This window comes from Pseudomonas sp. Leaf129 (assembly GCF_001423465.1).
Taxonomy (GTDB): domain Bacteria; phylum Pseudomonadota; class Gammaproteobacteria; order Pseudomonadales; family Pseudomonadaceae; genus Aquipseudomonas; species Aquipseudomonas coleopterorum.
Genome location: NZ_LMOC01000007.1, coordinates 183,953 through 209,638 on the forward strand (window position 1 = coordinate 183,953; position 25,686 = coordinate 209,638).

Genomic DNA, 25,686 nt, shown 5'->3' on the forward strand with positions numbered 1-25,686 from the left:
GTTGCAGCCACGCAGGCCGCGTCAGGGGCCTGCGTGGTTTGCCTGACAGGGCGCGTGACCGTCTCGCGCGGTTCGGCCCGTCAGTGCAGCACGGCGGTCAACGGCGTACCAGCAAGACCCCTGATTCCATGTGATGGGTGTACGGAAACTGATCGAACAGGGCGCACTTGGCCACCCGATGGGTATCGTGCAATTGCTCGATATTGGCCGCCAGCGTTTCCGGATTGCAGGAGATGTACAGGATGTTGTCGAAACGCCGGGTCAGCTCGCAGGTGTCCACGTCCATGCCGGCCCGTGGCGGATCGACGAACACGCTGCCGAAGTCGTAGGCCTTGAGATCGATACCCTGCAAACGACGGAACGGACGCACCTCGTTGAGCGCTTCGGTCAGCTCTTCGGCCGACAGGCGCACCAGGGTCACGTTGTCGACGCCGTTGTCATCGAGGTTGTGCAAGGCGGCGGCGACCGACGTCTTGCTGATTTCCGTGGCCAGCACCTTGCGCACCTGCGTGGCCAGCGGCAGGGTGAAATTGCCGTTGCCGCAGTACAGCTCCAGCAGATCGTCGTCGCGCGGGCCCAGGGCCTCGTACGCCCAGTTGAGCATCTTCTGGTTGACCGTGCCGTTGGGCTGGGTGAACGCGCCTTCGGGCTGGCGATAGCGGAACGTACGACCAGCCACCTCGAGCGCCTCGACCGCATAGTCGCGGCCGATGACCACGCGCTTGCCCTTGGAGCGACCGATGATGCTCACGCCCAGGTCGCTCGCCAGTTGCTCGGCAGCGCGCTGCCAGTGCTCGTCCAGCGGGCGGTGATAGCACAGCGTTACCATGGCATCACCGTCCAGTGTGGTCAGAAACTCCACCTGGAACAGCTTGTTGCTCAGCGCCGCATCGGCCTGCCAGGCGGCCTTCAGGCGCGGCATCAGTTCGTTGATGCGCGCGCTGGCGATGGGAAAGCTGTCGATCAGGATCGGCACATGCTTTTCGCCCGGCGCGAACATCGCGTAGTGACGCTGGCCATCCTCGCGCCACAGGCGAAATTCCGCGCGCAGCCGGTAGTGCTCGCGAGGCGAATCGAACACAGCCGGTTCCGGCGCGTCGAACGGCGCCAGCAAGGCGCGCAGGCGCGCTACCTTTTCATCCAGCTGCTGGGTGTAGGAGGTGGGGTCGAGAACAACACTCATGGATACCAGCCCAGTTTCACAACGAACAGAATGGAAAGGATCACCAGCGCCGAGTTCAAGTCGCGGGCACGGCCCGCCAGCAGCTTGATCAAGGTCCAGGCGATGAAGCCGAAGGCGATGCCGTTGGCGATCGAATAGGTCAGCGGCATGGCCAGCGCGGTGACCACCACCGGAGCGGCTTCGGTGATGTCGTCCCACTCGATTTCAGCCAGGCCCGACGCCATCAATACCGCTACGAAGAACAGCGCCGGTGCCGTGGCATAGGCCGGCACGCTGCCCGCCAGTGGGGCGAAGAACAGTGCCAGCAGAAACAACACCGCGACCACGATGGCGGTCAGGCCGGTACGGCCCCCGGCGCTAACGCCCGCTGCCGACTCGATGTAGCTGGTGGTGGTGGAAGTACCCAGCAGCGAACCGGCCATGGCCGCCGTGCTGTCGGCGATCAGCGCGCGGCCCATCTTCGGCATGTGGCCGTCCTTGCCCATCAGACCGGCGCGCTTGGCCACGCCGATCAAGGTCCCGGAGTTGTCGAACAGGTCGACGAACAGGAAGGCGAAGATCACGCTGAGCAGGCCGATGTCCAAGGCCCCGGCGATGTCCAGCTGCATGAAGGTCGGCGCCAGCGAGGGTGGCATCGACACCAGCCCGTTGAACGGGCTGAAGCCCAGCAGGATCGACGCGGTGGTCACCACCAGAATGCCGATCAGCACCGCCCCGCGAACCTTGCGCGCCTCCAGGGCGACGATCAGGAAAAAGCCCAGGATCGCCAGCACCGCACCGGGCTTGGTCAGGTCGCCCATGCCCACCACGGTGGCCGGGTTACCCACCACGATCCCGGCGCCTTGCAGCGCGATCAGCGCCAGGAACAGGCCGATGCCCGCAGCGATGGCCGAGCGCAATGGCAGGGGGATGCTGTTGACGATCCACTCGCGGATCCGAAAGATCGACAGCAGGAAAAAGCACACCGCCGAGATGAACACCGCGCCCAGCGCCACCTGCCAGGTGTGGCCCATGTGCAGCACGACGGTGTAGGTGAAGAAGGCGTTCAGACCCATCCCTGGCGCCAGGGCGATCGGGTAATTGGCGATCAGGCCCATGACCGTCGAGCCGATGGCCGCGGCCAGGCAGGTGGCGACGAAGACCGCGCCCTTGTCCATGCCGGTTTCGCCCAGGATGCTGGGGTTGACGAACAGGATGTAGGCCATCGCCAGAAAGGTGGTGACCCCGGCGAGTATTTCCGTGCGCACGTTGGTGTTGTGCGCCTTGAGTTGAAACAGCCTTTCCAGCATGCCTGCTCCCTGTGGCGCGTTTTGCGCCGTTGCCGTTGTTGTCGAGTGTTGTCGTGTCGACCCTGATAGCAAAGCACATCCGGGCGGTAAAAAAAGCCGCGCATCATACCAGCACGGTCGCGGGGAAACACTCATCAGCTCGTCTGAACGAATGACCGGCGTGCCAAGTCGTACCTGCAAACGACGCGACATGAAAAATGCCGCGCACGCAAGCTGAACCACCGTGAGGTCGACCCGATGAGCACCCTTTCTTCCAGCGCTGGCGCGCAGCCGTACGCCAGCCACAGCATTTCCCTGCAACTCAATGGCCAGTCGCGCCAGCTCGATGTATTGCCCTGGACCACCCTGCTGGATCTGCTGCGCGAACAGCTCGACCTGGTCGGCAGCAAAAAAGGCTGCGACCACGGGCAGTGCGGCGCCTGCACCGTGCTGCTCAATGGCAAGCGGGTCAACGCCTGCCTGACCCTGGCCGTGATGTGCGACGGCGCCGAGCTGACCACCATCGAAGGCCTGGCGCAGGGTGATCAACTGCATCCGGTCCAGGCCGCGTTCATCAAGCACGATGCCTTCCAGTGCGGTTACTGCACGCCGGGGCAGATCTGCTCGGCCGTTGGCCTGATCAACGAAGGCCGCGCCGACTCCAGCGCCGACATCAAGGAATTGATGAGCGGCAACCTGTGCCGTTGCGGCGCCTACAGCAACATCCGCGCGGCCATCGAAGAAGTGGTCGAAGTGCAGGGAGGGGAGCGCTCATGAATCCGTTTACCTACGCCAAGCCTGCCGGCGTCGATGAGGCCGTGCGCCTGGCCGGTCCTCGCTCGCGCTTCATCGCCGGTGGCACCAACCTGCTCGACCTGATGAAAGAAAACGTCATGCAGCCCGAGCAGCTCATCGATATTACCGGGCTGCCCCTGCGCGAAGTCGAGGAAACCGCCGAGGGCGGCGTGCGCATCGGCGCCCTGGTCAGCAATGCCGACTTGGCCTGGCACCCGTTGATCGAGCAGCGTTATCCATTGCTCAGCCAGGCGATCCTGGCCGGCGCTTCGCCACAGCTGCGCAACATGGCCAGCACCGGCGGCAACCTCCTGCAACGCACGCGCTGCTACTACTTCTACGATTCGAAAATGCCCTGCAACAAACGCGAGCCCGGCACCGGTTGCCCGGCCAAGGACGGCTTGAATCGCATCCACGCGATTCTTGGCACCAGCGACCAGTGCGTCGCCACCCATCCTTCGGACATGTGCGTGGCGCTGGCAGCTTTAGCGGCCGTGGTCCATGTGCAGGGTCCGAACGGCGCGCGCACCATCGAGTTCGCCGATTTCCATCGCTTGCCTGCGGACGCGCCCGAGCGCGACAACCAACTGGCCGATGACGAACTGATCACCGCGGTTGAACTGCCCGCCGCCGGTTTCACCGCCCACAGCCAGTACCTGAAGATCCGCGATCGGGCGTCTTACGCTTTCGCGCTGGTATCGGTTGCCGCAGCGCTGGAGCTGGATGGCGAGACCATTCGCGACGCCCGCCTGGCGCTGGGCGGTGTCGCCCACAAGCCGTGGCGCGATGAAGCGGTGGAGCGCCTACTGATCGGCCAGCCCGCCACCGCCGAAACCTTCGGCAAAGCTGCCGACGCCCTGTTGCAGGACGCTCGCGGCCTGCAGCACAACACCTTCAAGATCAAGCTGGCCCGCCGCGCGATAGTCCGTGCCCTGAGCGATGCCGCCAAAGGGGAGATGCAGCGATGAGCACACTTGGCAAACCCATGGACCGCGTCGACGGTCTGCTCAAGGTAACCGGCCAGGCGCGCTACGCTGGCGAGTTTCCCGAAGATGGCCTGCTGTTCGGCAGCGTGGTCTCCAGCACCATCGCCAACGGCCGTGTGCTCTCCATCGATGCCTCCAAGGCCCTGGCGCTGCCGGGCGTAGTGGCCGTGATCGACCACACCAACCGCCCGAAACTGGCCAGCTACGACGAAAAATACGAAGACGACGATGCCGCCGACGGCTCGCCGTTTCGCCCGCTGTACAACGACAACGTGCTCTACAGCGGCCAGCCGCTGGCGCTGGTCGTCGCGGAAAGCCTGGAACTGGCGCGCCATGCGGGCGCTCTGGTGCAGATCGAATACGCCCAGGAATCTCACCAGACCGACCTGCGCGCACAACTGTCCGCCGCCAAGCCGGCGCCGGCTGAACTGCCCGAACCGCGCGGCGATTTCGCCGGGCAATACGCTGCCGCCCCGATCACAGTCGACGCCACCTACGACACGCCGGTCGAGCACCACAACCCGATGGAGCCCCATGCCAGCACCGCGCTGTATCAGGCCGACGGCAGCCTGGTGATCCACGACAAGACCCAGAGCACGCAGAACTGCCAGACCTATCTGTCCAACGTGTTCGGCCTGGACAAGGACAGGATCCGCGTCATGGCTGCTTTCGTCGGCGGCGCCTTCGGCTCCGGCCTGCGTCCGCAGTACCAGCTGCCGCTGGCCGTGATGGCCGCCCTGCACCTCAAGCGTTCGGTACGCGTGACACTGACCCGCCAGCAGATGTTCACCTTCGGCTACCGTCCGCGCACCGTGCAGCAGCTGCAACTGGCCTGCAACGCCGAAGGCAAGCTGCAGGCAGTCGGCCACACCGCGACCGGTCAGACCTCGCGTTTCGAAGACTTCTCCGAGCACGTCGTGGAGTGGAGCGGCATGCTCTACCACTGCGACAACGTCAAGCTGACCTACAACCTGGTGCCTTTGGACGTGTTCACGCCCCTGGACATGCGCGCTCCCGGCGCAGCCCTGGGCATGATCGGCCTGGAATGCGCGATGGACGAGCTGGCCGTGGCGGCCAAGATCGACCCCGTGCAACTGCGCCTGGTCAATTTCTCCGACACCAACCAGAACGAAGGCAAGCCGTATTCCAGCAAGGAACTCAAGGCCTGCTACCAGCAGGGCGCCGAACGTTTCGGCTGGAGCCAGCGCACGGTCGAGCCGCGCAGCATGCGCCGTGACAACCAGTTGGTTGGCATGGGCATGGCCGGTGGGGTCTGGGAGGCCATGCAGATGCCGGCCAGCGCCAAGGCCAAAATCGACAAGCAAGGCAAGCTGGTGGTCAGCAGCGCAACCACCGACATCGGCACCGGCACCTACACGGTCATGACCCAGATCGCTGCGGCGGCGGCCGGTGTTGCTGCACAGGACGTGGAATTCAAGCTGGGCGACTCGTCGCTGCCCACCGCGCCACTGCAAGGTGGCTCGTTTACCGTATCGTCGGTAGGAACCGCCGTGCAGCAGGCCTGTGAAGCGCTCAAGGTCAAGCTGATCCACGCCGCCAGCCAGGTGCATCCGGCGTTTGCCGATGCCGACCCTGCACAGGTGTTCATCGAGGACGGCGAGCTGCGCTGCCCAGGCCATCACGTGTCGCTGCAGAACCTGAGCGGCATTGACGGCACGGATACCTTCGAAGCCCAGGTCGATGCCGAGCCGGACAAGAAGCGTGAAGGCTACGCCACGGCCACGCATTCGGCGGTCTTCGTCGAAGTGGAAGTGGACGATGACCTGGGCACCATCCGCGTCACCCGCGTGGTGAGTGCCGTGGCCGCCGGTCGTGTGGTGAACCCGAAGATGGCCCGCAGCCAGATCCTCGGCGGCGTGGTCTGGGGCCTGGGCATGGCCCTGCAGGAAGAAACCCAGACCGACCATAACCTGGGTCGCTTCATGAACCACAGTCTGGCCGAGTACCACATTCCGGTGAATGCCGACATCAATGACATCGACGTGATCTTCGTCGACGAACCCGACGACATCGTCAACGCCCTGGGTTCCAAGGGCGTCGGCGAGATCGGCATCGTCGGTGTCGCTGCCGCCGTGGCCAACGCCATCTACCACGCCACCGGCAAGCGTGTCCGTGAGTTCCCCATTACTTTGGACAAGGTGATGTAAGACTTACGGGTCCGAGCGCAGGCATGGAGATGGTGCATGCCTGCGGCTTCTATCAGGACGCTTTCAGGACGTTTGGGCAATGGACGTCAATGCCTACCAGGCTGAATCGCCCTTGAACTCCTGCAAATGGTAAGGCCATACATCCCTTATATCTTTCTTCTTAGTGACTCGTCTGTTCGCCATAAGTTGTGCAGATGATGTCGATGTGCGTACTGTTATTGTCGCAGTCGTTATCAAAATGTTCCTACAGAACTTTCCGAATAATCCCAAGAACTTATCCTGTGCTGTAACAGTTTCTAATCAATGGGTTGGAAGCTTTGCTTGACTGTGAGAGGGCCAATCCGGCTAAAGTACCACCGCGCCACGATCAAATACGCGATGCCAATGCCGTATTTTTCCAGCGTCCGCAATGAATATTAATTGCCAGGAGGCATTCGGTGAATGTATCGAAGATCGACTCTATTCCAATTGCAAAACCGCCAGCTCAAGGATTGAAGTCAGCGCCTGAAGATACGGGTAACTTTCATCAGACATTGATGGGAGTGTCGAATACCGCACTCCTCAGGCACGACAGCGTCTCCCTTTCTCCAGCGGCCACGGGCATGGCCGAAAGACAAAGAGAAATCGAGCGGGTGCGGGCGCAGGGGCAAGAGTTGGGTGAATGTGGAATAAGCCACGCTGAGTTGGCAACGAGTCAGGTGCCCAAATGGATGATGGGTTTTGCCAACGTCATTGTCGAGGTCGTGGGTTCGCAAACTTTCGAGACCCGTCTCACACCCAATGCGACAGACGACCAGATGAAAGAGTTCAGTGAGCGCCTGCAGGTCAAACAACAAGCAGTGCTGGAAGCTCATGGTTTATGGGGGCTCGATGCTCTGGACGAGTATGTGGTCATGAATACCACGCCTGGATTGGAAGCTCTCCTGCATCAAGACATGAACGACGTCATACGTGCGGATTCACGTTTGATGCAACTTATCAAGGAAATAGGCTTTTACATGACCGATGTTGAATCATCAGAGGTCTGAGTTCTCAGCTTTTTATCAAGGAGTACAAAAGATGTCCATGCAATGGAAAGCTATTTCAATGGGTGCGGTATTGCTCGCGTGTTCGGGTAGCAACTATGCTGCGGTTCCCATACTTGAAGCAGTGCGCAGCGCGGGCATGTATGTGCCTGCACTCGACGATGGACAGATGGCGCAAATAAAAGGTACGGCCCGTATCAATGGTCAGGCCCGGCCAAGCGTTACTCAAGGGATCAAGACCCATCAGGTCACTTGGAAGAAGCGCGGCAGTCAATCTGATTATCGCGCCTATCAATATCAGGGGTTCAGTTATTCCCCGCATGAAAACAAATGGTATCGAGATGGGGGAACACAGGAGCTGGTTGCTGGCGATGTATGGCTCGCTGATTCCACGAGCCGTATGAACGCCTGGAATCGTGCCTATGCCCGCGAAATCGAGCATCACTATCAGGCCCTTGATCGCAACACCAAGGTACCGAAGAACTATGGCTTCCGTGCCAGTCAATGGTCGCGGCCGGTCTCCACGTTCCGCTGGTGACCCGAAAGCGCAGCCCGGCTTGGGGCTGCGCTCATTCTGCTACCCATCGCAAGGACGCCCATGGCTATCTTGTTTCCACTCGCGCGTCTGTTCGCGAGTGCCAGCATCCTGTTGTCCATCACTACTGGTACGTTAGCCGATACGGTGCACCTGAAGAAAGGTGACAGCCTGTCTGGCAGGTTAATCAGCTACGAAGGGGATGTCTGCGTTTTCAGCACTCCCTACGCGATGGGCTTGACCATCCGAACTGCCGATATCGGGTCACTGCAAACCGATCACCCTTATGAAGTGCAGTTCAAGAACGGCGATCGAGCCTCAGGACACTTGGTGAGTGAAAGCGCCCGGGTCACGCGACTTTCATCCGAAATTTTGGGTGAGGTCGAATTGAAGCTGGCCGACATCGCTGTACTGCAGCGAAACTTCATTGAACAGCGTGAAGCAGCAGTAGGGCGTGACCACATCGAATACGGAGAGCGTGCCGACCCGCCGCCGCTGGATTTTCTTGTGGGCTCCACGGTTTTGCTCGGGCCAGGCGAGTATGAACTCGACATGGGCCTGGTATACAAGCAAAGCCGCCGGCAACACAATCTGTTCGACGTTGGTTATTTTCAGAAATCTTCCTACAGTGCACGTGTGCTGCAGTTCGAACCCACGCTCCGTGCAGGGCTTTTTGACCGGCTCGAAGCGCATCTGACAGTGCCGTTCTCTTATACGAGCGTCGAAGATGTCTCCTCAAATGAGTATGTGAGCACTACCAGCGCGTGGGACCTGGCGGACATAGGCATGGGAATTCAGTACCAGTGGCTCGACGAAACCGCCGCCTATCCGGCGCTTTCGTTTACGTTAGACATCGGTGCTCCCACCGGCCGCAAACGTTACAACGATGCAGCCAACCGATGGAAGGATCCGTTGAACAACGGCTCAGGACACTGGAGCTTAGCGCCCGGCATTGCCTGGGTGCGCCGCACCGATCCGGCCATTCTGTTCGGCGGGCTCAGCTATCAACACTTTTTCCAGAACACCATCGATGGCTACACCGTAAAGCCAGGTTGGGCGTTGCGGAGTTACCTGGGCGTAGGCTTTGCACTCAATGAGAAGTTGTCCATAGGCGCTCGATTTTCTTATAGCTATACCGCCAATCTGAGAGCAGGTGGACGAATCATCAAAGGCACTGACATTGATCCCGCAGATCTCGCCTTCAATGTGTCCTATAGACTGCACGAGGACTGGGTAATTTCTCCTCAAGTCATGCTGGGCCTCAATGACGACGCGGGACCGGCTTCCATGTCATTGAACCTCAAGCGCAAGTTCAATTGATGCGTTATTCCGAGTTGGGTCTGGTCTCCGTCCTTGGATTGGCCACAGTGGCGAGTGCTTCGCCGTTTCAGGCACCCCGGCCACTTTCCGAATTACGCATGGAACGCATAGAGCGCCAGACGCTGGATTATTCATGCGGGGCCGCGGCATTGACCATTCTGCTCAACCTGTATTTTGGCGAAACGCTGCACGAGCAGGATGTACTCGCTGACATGGTTGGCAGGCTGTCTCGGGAGCAGGCAGTGGAGCGAGCCGCTCAAGGATTTTCTCTGCTTGACCTCAAAACCACTGCTCAGCGTTTGGGTTACCAGGCCGAAGGTGTGATTTTGCCCCGTCAGGCATTGGCTTCGCTGAAAGGTCCGGTGATCATTCTGCTCAGGCAACGCTCACTCAATCATTTCGTGGTGCTCAAAGGCATAGGCCGGGGCAGTGCATTGCTGGCAGACCCTGCGCGAGGGCACATTCGTATGCCGCTGTTTGAACTGTATGAGCAGTGGCAGGGCGAAACACTGGTGCTGGGCCGTGACCACTTCGGCTTGCCATTGGAGCATGGATTGAAGGTGCCGGCGCATAGCCTGATTGCTCCTGAGCGGGAGACCGTGCGGACGCTTCAGCGCAGTCCTGTGCAGTGACGGGTACGACGGGGGAGCATCCTTATCTGCGAAGCATCAACAGAACAGATACCGCGATAAATCCCCATACCAGACGAAAGTAAACCGGGTGCGACATCCGGTCGTGCGGCACTAAACCACACAGCCCAATCGCGCAAACAGGACTACTCTTTGACGGTACCTTGATCCATGTCAACGCCTCGCCCGGCGCGGCATGGCGGCCAAACGGCCACAATCCCTGCGTCGTGGAACCAAGCAGAACGAAGTCATCAGACCGCGCTTCCCTCGCAGGGGCCGCTGGCATGGGCCGCCCGCCCGCGCCGGTTCACCTGATAGAGGAAGCCCCATGTTCGGTTTAGAGGCAATCGATCTCGCCCGAATGCAGTTTGCGTTTACGGTCTCGTTCCACATCCTGTTTCCTGCCATCACCATCGGTCTGGCCAGCTACCTGGCCGTGCTCGAAGGCATGTGGCTGAAAACCCGTGACGACACCTACCGCGACCTGTATCACTTCTGGTCGAAGATATTCGCAGTCAACTTCGGCATGGGCGTGGTCTCCGGCCTGGTCATGGCGTACCAGTTCGGTACCAACTGGAGTCGCTTCTCCGACTTCGCCGGCGCCGTTACCGGCCCGTTGCTCACCTACGAAGTACTGACTGCGTTCTTCCTGGAAGCGGGCTTCCTGGGCGTCATGCTGTTCGGTTGGAACCGCGTGGGCCGCGGCCTGCACTTCTTCTCGACAGTGATGGTGGCGATCGGCACGTTGATCTCGACGTTCTGGATCCTGGCGTCCAACAGCTGGATGCAGACCCCTCAGGGCCACGAGATCATCGACGGTCGAGTGATCCCGGTCGACTGGTTCGCAGTGATCTTCAACCCCTCGTTCCCGTTCCGCCTGGCGCACATGTCCATCGCAGCCTTCGTCGCCACGGCGTTCTTCGTCGGCGCCTCGGCCGCCTGGCACCTGCTGCGCGGGCGCAACACACCAGCCATCCGCCGGATGTTTTCCATGGCCATGTGGATGGCGTTGATCGTCGCCCCGGTGCAGGCCTTCGTCGGCGACATGCACGGCCTGAACACCCTGGAGCACCAGCCCGCCAAGATTGCCGCGATCGAAGGCCACTGGGAAAACAAGGGTGACGAAGCCACCCCGCTGATCCTCTTCGGCTGGCCCGACATGGAAGCGGAGAAAACCCGCTTCGCGGTCGAGATTCCCTATCTGGGTAGCCTGATCCTGACCCACAGCCTGGACAAGCAGGTGCCGGCGCTCAAATCCTTTCCCAAGGAAGACCGGCCCAATTCGACCATCGTCTTCTGGTCGTTCCGGGTCATGGCCGGCCTGGGCATGCTGATGATCTTCGTCGGTCTGTGGAGCGTGTGGCTGCGCAAGAAAGACGCGCTGTTCACCTGCCGTCCATTCCTCTACCTGACCCTGTGGATGGGGCCATCGGGCTTGATCGCCTTGCTGGCGGGCTGGTTCACCACCGAGATCGGCCGTCAGCCATGGGTGGTCTATGGCCTGATGCGCACCGCCGATGCCTCCTCCAACCACAGCGTCACGCAGATGAGTATCACCCTGGTGATGTTCGTCGTGGTGTACTTCTCGCTGTTCGGCGTGGGCCTGGGCTACATGATGCGCCTGGTGCGCAAGGGTCCGAAGGCACATGAAGAAACAATCAATACCGGCGGTCCTGGTACCCAGCGCACCCCTGCACGTCCTCTGTCCGCTGCCCATGAAGGCACGGAAGAAGGCCAAACCAACACCTTGAGCAAGGGGCACTAAGCATGGGTATCGATCTTCCATTCATCTGGGCCGTGATCATCATCTTCGGCATCATGATGTACGTGATCATGGACGGCTTCGACCTGGGCATCGGCATCCTGTTTCCCTTCATGAAGGATGAAGGCGACCGCGACGTCATGATGAACACCGTGGCACCGGTCTGGGACGGCAACGAAACCTGGCTGGTACTGGGCGGTGCGGCGCTGTTCGGCGCGTTTCCGCTGGCCTACTCGGTGGTGCTGTCGGCCCTATACCTGCCGCTGATTCTGATGCTGATGGGTTTGATCTTCCGCGGCGTGGCGTTCGAGTTCCGCTTCAAGGCGACCGCAGCCAAGCGCCACGTGTGGGACAAGGCGTTCATCGGCGGCTCGCTGACAGCGACCTTCTTCCAGGGCGTGGCTTTGGGCGCGTACATCGACGGCATTCCCGTGGTCGGCCGCAACTACGCCGGGGGCGGCCTGGACTGGCTGACGCCGTTCAGTCTGTTCTGTGGCCTGGCGCTGATCGTGGCCTACGCCTTGCTCGGCTGCACCTGGCTGATCATGAAGACCGAAGGCAGCCTGCAGCAGGCCATGCACAAGCTAGCACCGCCACTGACCTACGGGCTGTTGATCGTCACCGGTATCGTCAGCATCTGGACACCCCTGGCCCATGGCGACATCGCCACGCGCTGGTTCAGCACGCCGAACCTGTTCTACTTCCTGCCGGTGCCGATCCTGGTGCTGGCCACGGTGGTCGGGTTGCTGCGTTCGGTGAAGCGCAACGCGCATTACACCCCGTTCCTGCTGACCCTGCTGCTGGTGTTCCTGGGTTACAGCGGGCTGGGCATCAGCCTGTGGCCGAACATCATCCCACCGTCGATCTCGATCTGGGACGCGTCGTCGCCGCCACAGAGCCAGGGCTTCATCCTGGTGGGCACGCTGTTCATCATCCCGATCATCCTGGTGTACACCTTCTGGAGCTACTACGTGTTCCGCGGCAAGGTCACCCACGAAGACGGCTACCACTAGTCCAACCGCCGCTGCCCAGGCTGCAAGGCCTGGGTCGGGCAGGAGTAGAAGCATGAGCGAGAAACCGATCGTTACGCACAGCGAAGAGAAAAAGCCCTTGTGGAAGCGCTTGGGCTGGCTGGTGGTGATCTATGCCGGCAGCGTCGTCGCGCTGGGCCTGTTTGCCATGTTGATCCGCCTGTTCATGACGGCGGCCGGGATGAAATCCCACTGAATCCCATCAGTGCTGCTCTGGCAGTGCTTTTTTTACAGCCCTCCTTGCGAGGGCTTTTTTTTGCTCTTCAAACGCACCGTTGCGCTCACTTGCGCGCGCGTAGCACCACGAACTTGGGCGTGGCAGCCACCTGTTCGACGCCGCGGAACAGTCTGGCCAGTTTGCTGTGATAACCCAGATGGCGGTTGCCGACGATGTACAGGTCGCCGCCGGTGACCAGCACTTCGCGTGCCTGCTGGAACATGCGCCAGGCGAGGAAGTCGCCCACCACTTGCTGCTGGTGGAACGGGGGATTGCACAGCACCACGTCCAGCGACTGCGGCGCCTGGCCGGCAAGGCCATCAGCGGCGCGCACCTCGACCTGACGCGCGCCCAGGGCCGCCTGCCAGTTCTCCTGCGCCGATTGCACGGCCATGAACGACTCGTCTACCAGCGTGTAGTGAGCCTGCGGATTGGCCAGGGCGCTGGCGATGGCCAGCACGCCGTTGCCACAGCCCAGGTCGGCGACCCGCGCTGCGCCGAGGTTGCGCGGCAGGTGCGGGAGGAACGCGCGGGTGCCGATGTCCAGCCCTTCGCGGCAGAACACGTTGGCGTGGTTGAGCAGCGTCAGCCTGGGGGCGTCCAGCTGATAGCGGGTCGGGTAGGGCGATACCGGCGCGGGCTTGCCTTCGTCAGTGGCGATCAACAGTCGAGCCTTCTTGACCGCCAGTGACGGTCGCATCGTGCCGATGTATTTCTCCAGCAGATCACCTGCAGCGTGGGGCAAGTGCTTGACCATGCCGGCAGCGACCACCTCGGCACCGGGCGCCAGGTGGCCGTGCAGGCGGATCAGCTGTTCTTCGAGCAGGGCCAGGGTCTTGGGTACACGCACCAGCACGCGGTCGAACGGACCCTGCACCGGCGCGCTCGCGGGGATGAATTCGATGCTGTCGAATGGCAGGCCATTGCGGGTCAGGTTCTTCTCCAGCCCCAACGCGCCGAGGAATGAATCGCCGCTGCTGACCAGCTGCACCGAGCCTTGCAGGCTGATGGCCAGCGCGCCGAAGCTGTCGTTGAGAATCAGCACGCGTGCCTGGGCGGGCAGGGGATGCTCGGCCATGTGCGCCAGCAGGTATTCGTCTGCCGCATCGAACGCCTGCAACGGCTCGTTGGGTTGATCGGGCTGGCGGATCAGGTCGAGCTCAGCGAAGGGCGAAGTCAGTACAGGCATGGCAGAAGGCACGAAGCGGCAATAAAGGCGCGATTCTACCCGATCGCTCACCCGACCGCGCCCCGAACGCCCATCCTTCGCCACTGTGGAAGCGCTTCGTGGAAACTGGCTCTGTGAGAATGCACTCTGTGAGAATGGACTCTGTGGGAATGGACTTTGTGGCAGTGGACTTTGTAGCAGTGGACTTTGTGGGAGCGGGCTCTGCCCGCGAACGGCGCACCGCGCAGTGTCAGACCCACCCAGCAAGACCTTCACGAAGAGAAGACTCGCCACCCCCCGATCCCACAGGTGGCCACACAAACCAACGGTGTTTATCTGCAGCGGTTTGCGGGAAAATACCGGCACTTGAGCCCCGGAGCGCCCCATGACTGCCAGCGCAGAAAAATTCACCCGCCAGACCATCCTCGAGGTCCAGCCGCTGACCCCCAGCCTGTTCACCCTGCGCACCACCCGCGACGCCGGTTTCCGCTTCGTCGCCGGCCAGTTCGCCCGCCTGGGGGTGACCAAGGCCGATGGCAGCGTGGTGTGGCGCGCCTATTCGATGGCGTCCTCGCCCTTCGATGAGTTTCTCGAATTCTTCTCCATCGTCGTGCCGGGCGGCGAGTTCACCAGTGAACTGAGCCGGTTGCGCCCGGGAGACGAGCTGCTGGTGGAAAAGCTGGCAACGGGTTATCTGACCCTGGATCGCTTCGTCGACGGCCGTGACCTGTGGATGCTGGCGACCGGCACCGGCGTGGCTCCTTTCGTGTCGATCCTGCAGGACTTTCCCGTATGGGAGAAATTCGAGCACATCAAGCTGGTGTACAGCGCGCGGGAAGGTCAGGAGTTGGCGTATCGAGAGTTGATCGCTGGCCTGGAACAGCGGGACTACCTGGCCGAGTTTGCCGGCAAGCTACAGTTCATCCCGATCGTGACCCGGGAGCAGGTGCCGGGCACGTTGCACGGCCGTATCACCGATCTCATTCAGAGTGGCGAGCTGGAAAAGGCTGCAGGGTTGGAACTGGTGCCCGAGCATTCACGGGTGATGATCTGCGGCAATCCCCAGATGATCGACGACACCCGCCAACTGCTCAAGGGCCGTGACATGAACCTGAGCCTGAGCCGCCGTCCCGGCCAGGTCGCCGTCGAGAACTACTGGTAGCAGTTATCCCGTAGGAGCGGTCTATGGCCGCGAAAGCCTCACCGAGGTTTACCTGACTCACCGCATTGGCCCTTCGCGGCCACAGACCGCTCCTACAGAGCCAGCGTGGCCATTGTGTAGGAGCGGTCATCGGCCGCGAAAGCTCAACGCGGTATCAGATCTGCGGCCCGTGCGTCGGTGCGTTTGTCACCACGGTGCCCTTGCCATTCTGCTCTTTCAACAGGTCACGGATTTCACCCAGCAGCACTTCTTCCTTGGAAGGTGCAGCAGGCGCCGCAGGTTTCTTCTCTTCCTGATGACGCAGGCGGTTGATGGCCTTCACGCCCATGAAGATGGCAAATGCCACGATGATGAAATCGACGACTGTCTGGATGAACTTGCCATAGGCCAATACCACCGCCGGCGCATCACCGACCGCCGCACGCAGCGTGATGGCCAGGTCGCTGAAATCCACGCCACCGATCAGCAGCCCGAGCGGCGGCATGATCACATCGCCCACGAAGGATGAAACGATCTTGCCGAAGGCTGCACCGATGATGATACCAACGGCCATGTCGACTACATTGCCCTTGACCGCAAAGGCCTTGAATTCACTTAGCACGCTCATGAGGTTATTCCTTATTACAGATGAGGTTGGTCAACGCAGTCCAAGTCAGCGTATTGCTTCATTTTCCACGCCTGCTGCAAGGGACACAGCTGCGCCCGAGAAGTTTTGTCAAAGTACAGACTAGCCGCTTTTCCGCGCTGCAAGGGCTTGATTTACCCACTATTACAGCGCGCTCGATTATCATGAACGCACTTTTCGAACAGGAATTTTCATGGCCAAGGCAAAGCGCATGTACGGCTGCACCGAGTGCGGTGCCACGTTCCCCAAATGGGCCGGCCAATGCGGCGAATGCGGTGCCTGGAACACCCTGGTGGAAACGGTCATCGAAAGCGGCGCCGCCGCACCGCCCAGCGGCCGCACCGGCTGGGCAGGGCAGCAGGCCCAGCTCAAGACCCTGGCCGAAGTCAGCATCGAGGAGATCCCGCGCTTCTCCACCGCCTCGGCCGAACTGGACCGTGTGCTCGGCGGCGGTCTGGTCGATGGCTCGGTGGTGCTGATCGGCGGCGATCCGGGCATCGGCAAGTCGACTATCCTCCTGCAGACCCTGTGCAACATCGCCACGCGCATGCCTGCGCTGTACGTCACCGGCGAAGAGTCGCAGCAACAGGTCGCCATGCGTGCGCGGCGCCTGGGGTTGCCCCAGGACAAGCTCAAGGTGATGACCGAGACCTGCATCGAAACCATCATCGCCACCGCCAAGGTCGAACAGCCCAAGGTCATGGTGATCGACTCGATCCAGACCATCTTCACCGAAAACCTGCAGTCCGCGCCCGGCGGCGTGTCCCAGGTGCGTGAAAGCGCGGCGCTGCTGGTGCGCTACGCCAAGCAGAGCGGCACGGCTATCTTCCTGGTCGGCCACGTGACCAAGGAAGGCGCCCTGGCGGGCCCTCGCGTGCTCGAGCACATGGTCGACACCGTGCTCTACTTCGAAGGCGAATCCGATGGCCGCCTGCGCTTGCTGCGCGCCGTGAAGAACCGCTTTGGCGCGGTCAACGAGCTGGGCGTATTCGGCATGACCGACAAGGGCCTCAAGGAAGTCTCCAACCCGTCGGCGATCTTTCTGACCCGAGCCCAGGAAGAAGTCCCCGGCAGTGTGGTCATGGCTACGTGGGAAGGCACTCGGCCGATGCTGGTGGAAGTGCAGGCCCTGGTCGACGACAGCCACCTGTCCAACCCACGGCGAGTCACCCTGGGCCTGGACCAGAACCGTCTGGCCATGCTGCTGGCGGTGCTGCATCGGCACGGCGGCATCCCCACCCACGACCAGGACGTGTTCCTCAACGTGGTCGGCGGGGTAAAAGTGCTGGAAACCGCCTCCGACCTGGCGTTGCTCGCGGCGATCATGTCCAGCCTGCGCAACCGCCCGCTGCCCCACGACCTGCTGGTGTTCGGCGAGGTGGGTCTGTCCGGCGAGGTGCGTCCGGTCCCCAGTGGTCAGGAGCGGCTCAAGGAAGCGGCCAAGCACGGCTTCAAGCGCGCCATCGTGCCCAAGGCCAACGCCCCCAAGGAGGCCCCACCGGGCCTGCAGATCGTCGCCGTGACCCGCCTCGAGCAGGCGCTGGATGCCTTGTTCGAGTAGCACGATCGCCGCAGTAGGCTAAGGTTGTTGGATGTCAGGACTTGCCCTATCGACGCAGACGCTCCCACCGTTCCACTGTGGGAGCGGGTCTCTGCCCGCGAAGAGGCCAATCCTGCCTACAAAAACCGCACCCGCCCGAGGCTTCCGACCCATGCCTGTTCGACCCTCACGCATCACCGCAATCGCTGCAGCCTGCCTGTTCTCCCTGTCGACCCACGCCGCCGAGCTTCCCGCCGCCGACCTCTACAAACAAGCCCAGGCCGAACAACCCAGCTACCTGGAAACGGTCAAGGAGCTGGTTTCGGTCGACACCGGTACCGGCCAGGAAAAAGGCCTGGCGACGATCAGCGCACTGCTGGTCAAGCGTCTCAAGGAACTGGGCGCCACGGTCCAGACCACCCCGGCCACACCGTCGGTAGGCGACAACATCGTCGGCACCTTCAAGGGCACCGGCAGCAAGAATTTCCTGCTCATGGTCCACTACGACACCGTGTTCGGCCCCGGCACTGCGGCCAAGCGCCCGTTCCGCACCGACCAGGAGCGTGCCTACGGCCCAGGTGTGGCCGATGCCAAGGGCGGGGTGGCGATGATCCTGCACGCGCTGAAACTGCTCAAGGGTCAGGGCTTCGACGGCTACGGCACGCTCACCGTGCTGTTCAACCCGGACGAGGAAATGGGCTCGGCCGGTTCGAAAAAAATCATCGCCGAACTGGCCGCTCAACACGACTACGTCTTTTCCTACGAACCTCCGAACAAGGATGCAGTGACCACCGCCACCAACGGCATCAACGGGCTGTTCCTGGAGGTCAAGGGGCGTTCGTCCCACGCCGGCTCCGCGCCCGAAGACGGGCGCAATGCGCTCACCGAACTGGCTCACCAGCTGGTCCAGCTCAACGACCTGGGTGATCCCGACAAGGGCACCACGGTGAACTGGACCATGGCCAAGGCGGGTGAGAAGCGCAACATCATCCCCGCCATCGCGACGGCCGAGGCCGACATGCGCTACTCGGACATCGAGGAAACCGACCGCGTGCTTGCCCAAGGCCAGCGCCTGATCCGCAAGCAGCTGATCGACGACACCCAGGTCAGCCTGCGTCTGGAAAAAGGCCGGCCGCCCCTGGCCAAGAACAGCGGCTCCGAGCAGTTGGCCGGGGTCGCGCAGAAGGCCTACGCGGCGATCGACAAGTCGATCGAGCCGATCGCCATGCGCTTCGGCACCGACGCCGGTTATGCCTATGTGCCGGGCAGTGATAAGCCTGCGGTACTGGAAACCATGGGCGTGGTGGGCGCGGGCCTGCACGCCGATGACGAATACATCGAGCTGAGCAGCATCGCGCCGCGGCTGTACCTGACGTTGTCGATGATTCGCACCCTGTCGGCGCCGTGAGCTACCGCAGCGCTGGCGCCTGGTGAAGGCGTCGGCGCTGCGACTTGCTCAACCCCCGGCCGCACCCGTACCCTGGGGTCTTCTCAACGACCACGGAGCACGCCCTATGAACACTGCAGTAACGGGCATGGGCCCCGTCAAGGCCGTCATCTTCGATATGGATGGCCTGCTTCTGAACACCGAGGGCATCTACACCGAAGTCACGCAGATGATCGCCGAGCGGTACGGCAAGGTCTTCGACTGGAGCATCAAGCAGAACACCATTGGCCTGGGCGCCAACGACCTGTCGACCTATATCGTCGAAACCCTGGGCCTGCCCCTGACGCCCGCCGAATTCATGGAAGCGCGCGCACCGCTGATGGCCGAGCGCTTTCCCCATGCCCAGGCCATGGCCGGCGCCGAGGCACTGGTGCGGCACTTGAAGGCGCACAATATTCCGATCGCTGTGGGCACCAGTTCGTCCCGTGGGCATTTCGCGATGAAAACCACGCTGCATGAAGAGTGGTTCGCGCTGTTCGACACCATCGTCACCGCCGATGACCCGGAAGTGGGTGCGGCCAAGCCGGCGCCGGATATCTTCCTGGTCGCGGCCAAGCGCCTAGGCGTGGAGCCCAAGGACTGCCTGGTGTTTGAGGACTCACCCTTCGGCGTGACCGCCGCCAAGGCCGCCGGCATGTTCGCCATCGCCGTCCCCGATGCCGCCATGGCCCCGGAGCGCTACCACCACGCCGACGATCGACTGCAAAGCCTGCTGGGCTTCGACCCCGCCCAATGGGGGCTGCCGGCTCACCTGGTGTAGCAATACTCGCCGTAGGAGCGGTCATCGGCCGCGAAGGCCTTCCCGCCGACCTCAAACCTCCAACAAAGCCCCCAGCTCGCGCTCCAACTCCTCGGGGTCGCCCAGATTGAGTTCGATCAACCGGCGCAAATGGCTGATCGAATCCAGACCAATATGGGTGCACACGAACCCCAGCTGCCCATGGTCGTCATGGGCCAGCTTGACCTCCATCACCACATCTTCCTGTGGCCCCAGTTTCACATCCACATTGAAGGGCTTGTCGGCGTCGCCCAGCCAGGGCGACGGCTTTTCGATCAACAGCCCCTTCAATGACAGGTCGAGCAGCTTCACCGGCCAGCGCTCGGTGCCCTGGCGCAGTTCGGTCTTGGCATCGAAGGCGATGCGCTTGAAGCGACGGCGTTCGGTATGGGGTTGCGTCATGATCGGGTCCTCGAGTTTTGCTGGACTATAGCGCAGTGGCTCAGAGCCAGCGGCGAACCCGTCGACAATACTGGCGATAAGTGTCGCCAAACAGCGCTTCGAGCTGGATTTCGTCGGGTCGGATCACCAGCCAGTTCATCAGATACAGCAGCACCGGCAGCAATAACCATGGCCACAGGCTGCCCATCAGCAGCGACAGCGCGACATAGGCCAGGGTATCGCCCAGGTTGATCGGGTTGCGCGACAGCGCGAACGGTCCGTCGCGCTGCAGTTCCTGAGGCGCATCGAAGTTGCTGGTCGCGGTGTGCTGACGCTTGAAACGCAGCATGGCCCAGAACGACAGACCCTGACCAAGGATGATCAAGGCCGCCGCGGTCGCTGCGGTCCAGCTGTTGACCGGCAGCGCAATGGGCACTGCATAGCTCAGCGCCATGGCCACGGCGATGAACGCCAGATACAGCAGTGGCGGGGGCAGGGCGGCGCGTGCGGGCGGCTTGGGCATGGGGCGGACTCGCAAGGGACACCCTTAGTGCGACCGGCACAGGCGCCGGGTGTTCCAGGCCATCATCGCGTCATGCGCTGCGCCGCTCTAGACCAACGTGGGGATGGCCTTCGGACAAAAAATCGCTAGACTCGATAAGGCTGACACTCATCCACTGAGCTGGAAACAATAATATGAAAAACAATAGCAGTGCGTTCCGCCACGTTCCGTGGCTGATCGTGGCGATCATTGGTGCCTGTGCCCTGGGCGTCGTTGCGCTTCGCCGCGGTGAAGCAATCAACGCGTTATGGATCGTCGTCGCGGCCGTGGCCATCTACCTGGTCGCCTACCGCTACTACAGCCTGTTCATCGCCAACCACGTCATGCAGCTCGACCCGCGCCGCGCCACGCCCGCGGTGCTCAACAACGACGGTCTGGACTACGTACCGACCAACAAGCACATCCTCTTCGGTCACCACTTCGCCGCCATCGCCGGCGCCGGACCCCTGGTCGGCCCGGTGCTCGCCGCGCAGATGGGCTATCTGCCCGGCACGCTGTGGCTGATCGCCGGCGTGGTGCTGGCCGGTGCCGTGCAGGACTTCATGGTGCTGTTCCTGTCCACCCGCCGCAACGGCCGCTCGCTGGGCGACATGGTGCGCGAGGAAATGGGCCGCATCCCCGGCACCATCGCCCTGTTCGGTTGCTTCCTGATCATGATCATCATCCTCGCCGTGCTGGCGTTGATCGTGGTCAAGGCGCTCGCCGAAAGCCCGTGGGGTATCTTCACGGTCATGGCCACCATCCCCATCGCGATGTTCATGGGCGTGTACATGCGCTACATCCGTCCGGGCCGCATCGGTGAAATCTCCATCATCGGCGTGCTCCTGCTGCTGCTCTCGATCTGGCTGGGTGGTCAGGTGGCCGCCGATCCGGTCTGGGCCAAGGCCTTCACCTTCACCGGTGTGCAGATCGTCTGGATGCTGATCGGCTATGGCTTCGTTGCCGCCGTGCTGCCCGTGTGGCTGATCCTGGCCCCGCGCGACTACCTCTCCACCTTCCTCAAGATCGGCACCATCATCGCCTTGGCCATCGGCATTCTGGTGACCATGCCGGAACTGAAGATGCCCGCGCTGACCCAGTTCACCGACGGCACCGGCCCGGTATGGAAGGGCGGTCTGTTCCCGTTCCTGTTCATCACCATCGCCTGTGGCGCGGTGTCCGGCTTCCACGCGCTGATCTCCTCGGGCACCACGCCCAAGCTGCTGGACAACGAAACCAACGCCCGTTACATCGGCTACGGCGGCATGTTGATGGAGTCGTTCGTGGCGATCATGGCCATGGTCGCCGCTTCGGTGATCGAGCCAGGCGTGTACTTCGCCATGAACAGCCCGGCCGCAGTGGTCGGTACCGATGTGGTCGCAGTGGCCACGGCGGTCAGCAGCTGGGGCTTCGCCATCACGCCGGAAGCACTGCAGGCGGTTGCCCATGACATCGGCGAAACCACCATCCTGGCGCGCGCCGGTGGTGCGCCGACATTGGCCGTGGGTATCGCGCAGATCCTGCATTCGGTGCTGCCGGGTGAAAACACCATGGCCTTCTGGTACCACTTCGCGATCCTGTTCGAGGCACTGTTCATCCTGACCGCCGTGGACGCGGGTACCCGTGCCGGCCGCTTCATGCTGCAGGACCTGCTCGGCTCGTTCGTCCCGGCGCTCAAGCGCACTGAGTCCTGGACCGCCAACGTCATCGCCACTGCCGGCTGCGTCGCGTTGTGGGGCTGGTTGCTGTACCAGGGCGTGATCGATCCGTTGGGCGGCATCAATACCTTGTGGCCGCTGTTCGGCATCTCCAACCAGATGCTCGCCGGTATCGCCCTGATGCTCGCCACCGTCGTGCTGATCAAGATGAAGCGCCAGCGCTACATCTGGGTCACCATGCTGCCGGCCGTCTGGCTGCTGATCTGCACTACCACCGCAGGCTTCATCAAGCTGTTCGACGCCAATCCGGCGGTCGGTTTCCTGGCCTTGGCCAACAAATACAGCGCCGCTCTGGCCCAGGGCCAGGTGCTTGCGCCGGCCAAAAGCGTTGAGCAGATGCAGCACGTGATCTTCAATGCCTACACCAACGCAACCCTGACCGTACTGTTCCTGCTGGTGGTCTTCAGCATCCTGTTCTTCGCCTTGAAGGTCGGCGTCGCCGCCTGGGGCAAGAAGGAACGTACCGACAAGGAAGCACCGTTCCAGCCGTTCCCCAATGCGTGATGACCGAGGGCTGCCGCCATGTTCAACGACCTGAGCAAGTTGGGAAAATACCTGGGCCAGGCGGCACGTCTGATGGTGGGCATGCCGGATTACGACAATTACGTCGAGCACATGCAGACCAAGCACCCGGACAAGCCGATGATGGACTACGAGGCGTTCTTCCGCGAACGCCAGGAGGCCAGATACGGTGGCAAGGGTGGGCCCAAGTGCTGTTGAGGCATGCCATCTCGTAGAGATGTGTCTTGAGTGATGGCCCTTTCGCGGCCACTGGCCGCTCCTACACGTGATCGAATATCCCTGTAGGAGCGGCCAGAGGCCGCGAAGAGGCCATTTGCATTTAAATGATTGTGGAGCCAACAACCTTGTCCGAAGCCGCCCTCCCCATTCCCGTCACTATCCTCAGCGGCTTTCTCGGCGCCGGCAAGACCACCTTGCTGCGCCACATGCTCAAGGCCGAACACGGCCTGAAGATCGCCGTGATCGAGAACGAATTCAGCGATGCCGGCATCGACACCCAGCTGTTGGGCGACGAGCCCGTGCAGACCATGACCCTGGCCAACGGCTGCGTGTGCTGCACCATTCACACCGACCTGACCAAGGCGCTGTACCTGCTGCTGGAGCGTCTGGACAGCGGCGAAATCGCCTTCGATCGGCTGGTCATCGAATGCACTGGCTTGGCCGACCCGGCGCCGGTCGCCCAAACCTTCTTCATCGATGAAGAACTGCGCGAACGCTACATTCTGGACGGCATCCTGACGTTGGTGGACGCTGCCCACGCGGGTATCCATCTGGCTCAGACCATCGCCCAGGCACAGGTGGGTTTCGCCGACCGCCTGCTGATCAGCAAGACCGATCTGGTCGCGCCTTCGGTGTTCGACGAATTAAGCGAGCGCCTGACCCGCATCAACCGACGCGCGCCGATCCGTGTGGTCGAGCACGGTCGAATCGATCTGGCGGAGCTGCTCGATGTGCGAGGCTTCAATCTCAATGCCGGCCTGGCGTTGCGCCCGGTCAATCAGGGTCCCAGCGTGGATCGCATCGCCAGCCTGGTACTGCGCACCGACAAGCCGCTGGACATCGACCGCCTCAGTACCTTCATGAACGAACTGCTGGAAGAGCACGGCAAGCAACTGCTGCGCTACAAGGGCGTGTTGAGTATCGCAGGGGAAGATCGACGCCTGGTGTTCCAGGGCGTATTGAAGCTCTACGGCTTCGACTGGGACACCGAATGGGCCCCGGGGGAGGTACGCGAAAGCGTGATGGTCTTCATCGCCGATGATCTACCCGAAGCCAAGATCCGCGCCGGATTCGACCAGCTCTGAATCCCGCGTACCCGATACACCGCGGCGATGCCGGACGCGGCTCGCGCCGCTGCTACAGAGGGCGGCGCTGGACGCGGCTACAAACTGATGCGATCCCTGTAGCAGCGGCGCAAGCCGCGTCGGCGGTCCCCGCGCAGTATCTGACACAACGCGGTGCAACCAAACGCAAGCTTAACGCACCCCCTGTAGCAGCGGCGCAGGCCGCGTCGGCGGTCCCCGCGAAATATCTGAAACAACGCGGTGACGCCCAACGCGGCTTGCACCGCTGCTACAAGAACGCCGTCGGCTTTTACGCCGAATAAACCGGCAGCTTGGCGCAGATGGCCTGGACCTTCTGGCGCACGGCATCGATCACCGCTTCATTGTTCAGGTCAGCCAGGATGTCGCAGATCCAGCCGGCCAGCTCCTGGCACTCGGCTTCCTTGAAACCACGAGTGGTCACAGCAGGCGTACCAAAGCGCAGGCCGGAGGTCACGAACGGCGAGCGAGGGTCGTTGGGCACCGAGTTCTTGTTGACGGTGATGAATGCCTTGCCCAGCGCCGCGTCCGCGTCCTTGCCGGAAATGTCCTGCTTGATCAGCGACAGCAGGAACAGATGGTTCTCGGTACCACCGGAAACCACGTCGAAACCACGGTCGATGAACACCTTGGCCATGGCCTGGGCGTTCTTCACGACCTGCTGCTGGTAGGTCTTGAACTCAGGCTGCAGCGCTTCCTTGAAGCACACGGCCTTGGCGGCAATGACGTGCTCCAGCGGGCCACCCTGGGCACCTGGGAACACCGCCGAGTTGAGCTTCTTCTCGATCTCGGCATTGGCACGCGCCAGAATCAGGCCGCCACGAGGACCGCGCAGGGTCTTGTGGGTGGTGGTGGTGACCACGTCGGCGAACGGCACCGGGTTGGGGTACACGCCAGCGGCAACCAGGCCGGCCACGTGGGCCATGTCGACGAACAGGTAGGCACCGACCTTGTCGGCGATTTCACGGAAGCGCGGGAAGTCGAGGATCTGCGAGTAGGCGGAGAAACCGGCCACGATCATCTTCGGCTTGTGCTCCAGCGCCAGGCGCTCGACTTCGTCGTAGTCGATCAGGCCCTGGGCATCGATGCCGTACTGGACGGCGTTGTACAGCTTGCCCGACGAAGAAACGCTGGCGCCGTGGGTCAGGTGACCGCCGTGGGCCAGGCTCATGCCCAGGATGGTATCGCCTGCCTGCAGCAGGGCCAGGTAGACCGCGCTGTTGGCCTGGGAACCGGCATGCGGCTGAACGTTGGCGTAGTCGGCGCCGAACAGCTCCTTGGCGCGGTCGATGGCCAGTTGCTCGATCACGTCGACGAACTCGCAGCCGCCGTAGTAGCGCTTGCCAGGATAGCCTTCGGCGTACTTGTTGGTCAGCACCGAGCCCTGGGCTTCCATCACAGCGGGACTGGTGTAGTTTTCCGAGGCAATCAGCTCGATGTGATCTTCCTGGCGCTGGGCTTCTTGCTCCATGGCGGCAAAGAGATCGGCATCGTACTTGGCGAGTGTCTGGCTACGGCTGAACATGGCGGTCCTCAGGGATCGGGATGTTGGGAAAGGCGAGC

General features: G+C 62.1%; 24 protein-coding genes. 17 read left to right on the top strand and 7 right to left on the bottom strand.

Annotated elements, in window-relative coordinates; all coding sequences use genetic code 11:
• Positions 1-97: 97 nt before the first annotated feature.
• Positions 98-1,183, bottom strand: coding sequence for a tRNA (uridine(54)-C5)-methyltransferase TrmA (gene trmA / locus ASF66_RS12390; protein ID WP_056844055.1), 1,086 nt, complete (start codon positions 1,181-1,183; stop codon positions 98-100).
• The gene (locus ASF66_RS12395; protein ID WP_049860914.1) at positions 1,180-2,472 is read right to left on the bottom strand and encodes an NCS2 family permease; all 1,293 of its coding nucleotides are present in this window, start codon (positions 2,470-2,472) and stop codon (positions 1,180-1,182) included. The genes trmA and ASF66_RS12395 overlap by 4 nt, the downstream gene beginning before the upstream one ends.
• Before the next feature lie 237 nt (positions 2,473-2,709).
• On the opposite strand from ASF66_RS12395, the gene ASF66_RS12400 reads away from it, so the two are divergent.
• From ASF66_RS12400 to ASF66_RS22080, 10 genes are all read left to right on the top strand, one after another.
• Positions 2,710-3,228, top strand: coding sequence for a (2Fe-2S)-binding protein (locus ASF66_RS12400; protein ID WP_049860915.1), 519 nt, complete (start codon positions 2,710-2,712; stop codon positions 3,226-3,228).
• Positions 3,225-4,214, top strand: coding sequence for an FAD binding domain-containing protein (locus ASF66_RS12405; protein WP_056844056.1), 990 nt, complete (start codon positions 3,225-3,227; stop codon positions 4,212-4,214). Before ASF66_RS12400 ends, ASF66_RS12405 begins: the two co-directional genes overlap by 4 nt.
• Entirely contained in the window at positions 4,211-6,400 is a 2,190-nt protein-coding gene (locus ASF66_RS12410) for a xanthine dehydrogenase family protein molybdopterin-binding subunit (protein WP_056844057.1), read from the top strand. Before ASF66_RS12405 ends, ASF66_RS12410 begins: the two co-directional genes overlap by 4 nt.
• Before the next feature lie 437 nt (positions 6,401-6,837).
• Entirely contained in the window at positions 6,838-7,428 is a 591-nt protein-coding gene (locus ASF66_RS12415) for a hypothetical protein (protein WP_056844058.1), read from the top strand.
• Positions 7,429-7,459: 31 nt separating this feature from the next.
• Positions 7,460-7,963: a hypothetical protein gene (locus tag ASF66_RS22485; RefSeq protein WP_156463186.1), complete on the top strand. Its 504-nt coding sequence runs from the start codon at positions 7,460-7,462 to the stop codon at positions 7,961-7,963.
• Between the two features lie 60 nt (positions 7,964-8,023).
• Positions 8,024-9,280 carry a transporter gene (locus ASF66_RS12420; protein WP_056844059.1) on the top strand — a complete coding sequence of 419 codons (1,257 nt, stop codon included), beginning with the start codon at positions 8,024-8,026 and terminating at the stop codon, positions 9,278-9,280.
• Complete coding sequence (locus ASF66_RS12425; RefSeq protein WP_056844060.1) at positions 9,280-9,912, top strand: C39 family peptidase; 633 nt, start codon at positions 9,280-9,282, stop codon at positions 9,910-9,912. The genes ASF66_RS12420 and ASF66_RS12425 overlap by 1 nt, the downstream gene beginning before the upstream one ends.
• Positions 9,913-10,237: 325 nt before the next feature.
• Complete coding sequence (locus ASF66_RS12430; protein ID WP_056844061.1) at positions 10,238-11,674, top strand: cytochrome ubiquinol oxidase subunit I; 1,437 nt, start codon at positions 10,238-10,240, stop codon at positions 11,672-11,674.
• A 2-nt stretch (positions 11,675-11,676) separates the two neighbouring features.
• Complete coding sequence (gene cydB / locus ASF66_RS12435) at positions 11,677-12,684, top strand: cytochrome d ubiquinol oxidase subunit II (RefSeq protein WP_056844062.1); 1,008 nt, start codon at positions 11,677-11,679, stop codon at positions 12,682-12,684.
• A 52-nt stretch (positions 12,685-12,736) separates the two neighbouring features.
• Positions 12,737-12,898, top strand: a complete 162-nt coding sequence (locus tag ASF66_RS22080) for a DUF2474 domain-containing protein (protein WP_082223659.1) — start codon at positions 12,737-12,739, stop codon at positions 12,896-12,898.
• Between the two features lie 85 nt (positions 12,899-12,983).
• On the opposite strand, the gene ASF66_RS12440 is transcribed toward ASF66_RS22080, so the two are convergent.
• The gene (locus ASF66_RS12440) at positions 12,984-14,108 is read right to left on the bottom strand and encodes a methyltransferase (RefSeq protein ID WP_056844063.1); all 1,125 of its coding nucleotides are present in this window, start codon (positions 14,106-14,108) and stop codon (positions 12,984-12,986) included.
• Between the two features lie 364 nt (positions 14,109-14,472).
• Between ASF66_RS12440 and ASF66_RS12445 the strand changes: the two genes are divergently transcribed.
• Positions 14,473-15,249: a ferredoxin--NADP reductase gene (locus tag ASF66_RS12445; RefSeq protein ID WP_056844064.1), complete on the top strand. Its 777-nt coding sequence runs from the start codon at positions 14,473-14,475 to the stop codon at positions 15,247-15,249.
• Positions 15,250-15,403: 154 nt separating this feature from the next.
• On the opposite strand, the gene mscL is transcribed toward ASF66_RS12445, so the two are convergent.
• A complete protein-coding gene (gene mscL, locus ASF66_RS12450) occupies positions 15,404-15,856 on the bottom strand; it encodes a large-conductance mechanosensitive channel protein MscL (RefSeq protein WP_056844065.1) in 453 nt (150 codons plus the stop codon).
• A gap of 211 nt (positions 15,857-16,067) precedes the next feature.
• Between mscL and radA the strand changes: the two genes are divergently transcribed.
• The 3 genes from radA to ASF66_RS12465 all read left to right on the top strand — a co-directional run bounded on the left by radA (position 16,068) and on the right by ASF66_RS12465 (position 19,621).
• The gene (gene radA / locus ASF66_RS12455) at positions 16,068-17,435 is read left to right on the top strand and encodes a DNA repair protein RadA (RefSeq protein ID WP_056844066.1); all 1,368 of its coding nucleotides are present in this window, start codon (positions 16,068-16,070) and stop codon (positions 17,433-17,435) included.
• Positions 17,436-17,586: 151 nt separating this feature from the next.
• On the top strand, positions 17,587-18,822 hold the full coding sequence (locus tag ASF66_RS12460; protein ID WP_056844067.1) for a M20/M25/M40 family metallo-hydrolase: 1,236 nt from the start codon (positions 17,587-17,589) through the stop codon (positions 18,820-18,822).
• A gap of 106 nt (positions 18,823-18,928) precedes the next feature.
• Positions 18,929-19,621 carry an HAD-IA family hydrolase gene (locus tag ASF66_RS12465; protein ID WP_049860925.1) on the top strand — a complete coding sequence of 231 codons (693 nt, stop codon included), beginning with the start codon at positions 18,929-18,931 and terminating at the stop codon, positions 19,619-19,621.
• A 51-nt stretch (positions 19,622-19,672) separates the two neighbouring features.
• On the opposite strand, the gene ASF66_RS12470 is transcribed toward ASF66_RS12465, so the two are convergent.
• Positions 19,673-20,041, bottom strand: a complete 369-nt coding sequence (locus tag ASF66_RS12470; RefSeq protein WP_056844068.1) for a PilZ domain-containing protein — start codon at positions 20,039-20,041, stop codon at positions 19,673-19,675.
• A 40-nt stretch (positions 20,042-20,081) separates the two neighbouring features.
• Positions 20,082-20,543 (bottom strand): methyltransferase family protein, encoded by a 462-nt coding sequence (locus tag ASF66_RS12475; protein ID WP_056844069.1) that lies wholly within the window; start codon positions 20,541-20,543, stop codon positions 20,082-20,084.
• Positions 20,544-20,716: 173 nt separating this feature from the next.
• Between ASF66_RS12475 and ASF66_RS12480 the strand changes: the two genes are divergently transcribed.
• The 3 genes from ASF66_RS12480 to yjiA all read left to right on the top strand — a co-directional run bounded on the left by ASF66_RS12480 (position 20,717) and on the right by yjiA (position 24,105).
• Positions 20,717-22,783, top strand: coding sequence for a carbon starvation CstA family protein (locus tag ASF66_RS12480; protein ID WP_056844070.1), 2,067 nt, complete (start codon positions 20,717-20,719; stop codon positions 22,781-22,783).
• Between the two features lie 18 nt (positions 22,784-22,801).
• Positions 22,802-22,999, top strand: a complete 198-nt coding sequence (locus tag ASF66_RS12485; RefSeq protein ID WP_043192786.1) for a YbdD/YjiX family protein — start codon at positions 22,802-22,804, stop codon at positions 22,997-22,999.
• A gap of 146 nt (positions 23,000-23,145) precedes the next feature.
• A complete protein-coding gene (gene yjiA, locus ASF66_RS12490) occupies positions 23,146-24,105 on the top strand; it encodes a GTPase (protein WP_236707104.1) in 960 nt (319 codons plus the stop codon).
• A 289-nt stretch (positions 24,106-24,394) separates the two neighbouring features.
• On the opposite strand, the gene glyA is transcribed toward yjiA, so the two are convergent.
• Entirely contained in the window at positions 24,395-25,648 is a 1,254-nt protein-coding gene (gene glyA / locus ASF66_RS12495) for a serine hydroxymethyltransferase (RefSeq protein ID WP_043192788.1), read from the bottom strand.
• Positions 25,649-25,686 lie beyond the last annotated feature (38 nt).

Bases quoted from the DNA above. Each gene is read 5' to 3' on its own strand.
- mscL (WP_056844065.1), bottom strand. From the start codon at position 15,856: ATGAGCGTGCTAAGTGAATTCAAGGCCTTTGCGGTCAAGGGCAATGTA.
- ASF66_RS12405 (WP_056844056.1), top strand. From the start codon at position 3,225: ATGAATCCGTTTACCTACGCCAAGCCTGCCGGCGTCGATGAGGCCGTG.
- ASF66_RS12475 (WP_056844069.1), bottom strand. From the start codon at position 20,543: ATGCCCAAGCCGCCCGCACGCGCCGCCCTGCCCCCGCCACTGCTGTAT.
- trmA (WP_056844055.1), bottom strand. From the start codon at position 1,183: ATGAGTGTTGTTCTCGACCCCACCTCCTACACCCAGCAGCTGGATGAA.
- ASF66_RS12485 (WP_043192786.1), top strand. From the start codon at position 22,802: ATGTTCAACGACCTGAGCAAGTTGGGAAAATACCTGGGCCAGGCGGCA.
- radA (WP_056844066.1), top strand. From the start codon at position 16,068: ATGGCCAAGGCAAAGCGCATGTACGGCTGCACCGAGTGCGGTGCCACG.
- ASF66_RS12480 (WP_056844070.1), top strand. From the start codon at position 20,717: ATGAAAAACAATAGCAGTGCGTTCCGCCACGTTCCGTGGCTGATCGTG.
- ASF66_RS22485 (WP_156463186.1), top strand. From the start codon at position 7,460: ATGTCCATGCAATGGAAAGCTATTTCAATGGGTGCGGTATTGCTCGCG.
- ASF66_RS12470 (WP_056844068.1), bottom strand. From the start codon at position 20,041: ATGACGCAACCCCATACCGAACGCCGTCGCTTCAAGCGCATCGCCTTC.
- cydB (WP_056844062.1), top strand. From the start codon at position 11,677: ATGGGTATCGATCTTCCATTCATCTGGGCCGTGATCATCATCTTCGGC.
- ASF66_RS12395 (WP_049860914.1), bottom strand. From the start codon at position 2,472: ATGCTGGAAAGGCTGTTTCAACTCAAGGCGCACAACACCAACGTGCGC.
- ASF66_RS12430 (WP_056844061.1), top strand. From the start codon at position 10,238: ATGTTCGGTTTAGAGGCAATCGATCTCGCCCGAATGCAGTTTGCGTTT.
- ASF66_RS12400 (WP_049860915.1), top strand. From the start codon at position 2,710: ATGAGCACCCTTTCTTCCAGCGCTGGCGCGCAGCCGTACGCCAGCCAC.
- ASF66_RS12440 (WP_056844063.1), bottom strand. From the start codon at position 14,108: ATGCCTGTACTGACTTCGCCCTTCGCTGAGCTCGACCTGATCCGCCAG.
- ASF66_RS12460 (WP_056844067.1), top strand. From the start codon at position 17,587: ATGCCTGTTCGACCCTCACGCATCACCGCAATCGCTGCAGCCTGCCTG.
- ASF66_RS12425 (WP_056844060.1), top strand. From the start codon at position 9,280: ATGCGTTATTCCGAGTTGGGTCTGGTCTCCGTCCTTGGATTGGCCACA.
- ASF66_RS12445 (WP_056844064.1), top strand. From the start codon at position 14,473: ATGACTGCCAGCGCAGAAAAATTCACCCGCCAGACCATCCTCGAGGTC.
- ASF66_RS12465 (WP_049860925.1), top strand. From the start codon at position 18,929: ATGAACACTGCAGTAACGGGCATGGGCCCCGTCAAGGCCGTCATCTTC.
- ASF66_RS22080 (WP_082223659.1), top strand. From the start codon at position 12,737: ATGAGCGAGAAACCGATCGTTACGCACAGCGAAGAGAAAAAGCCCTTG.
- glyA (WP_043192788.1), bottom strand. From the start codon at position 25,648: ATGTTCAGCCGTAGCCAGACACTCGCCAAGTACGATGCCGATCTCTTT.
- ASF66_RS12420 (WP_056844059.1), top strand. From the start codon at position 8,024: ATGGCTATCTTGTTTCCACTCGCGCGTCTGTTCGCGAGTGCCAGCATC.
- ASF66_RS12410 (WP_056844057.1), top strand. From the start codon at position 4,211: ATGAGCACACTTGGCAAACCCATGGACCGCGTCGACGGTCTGCTCAAG.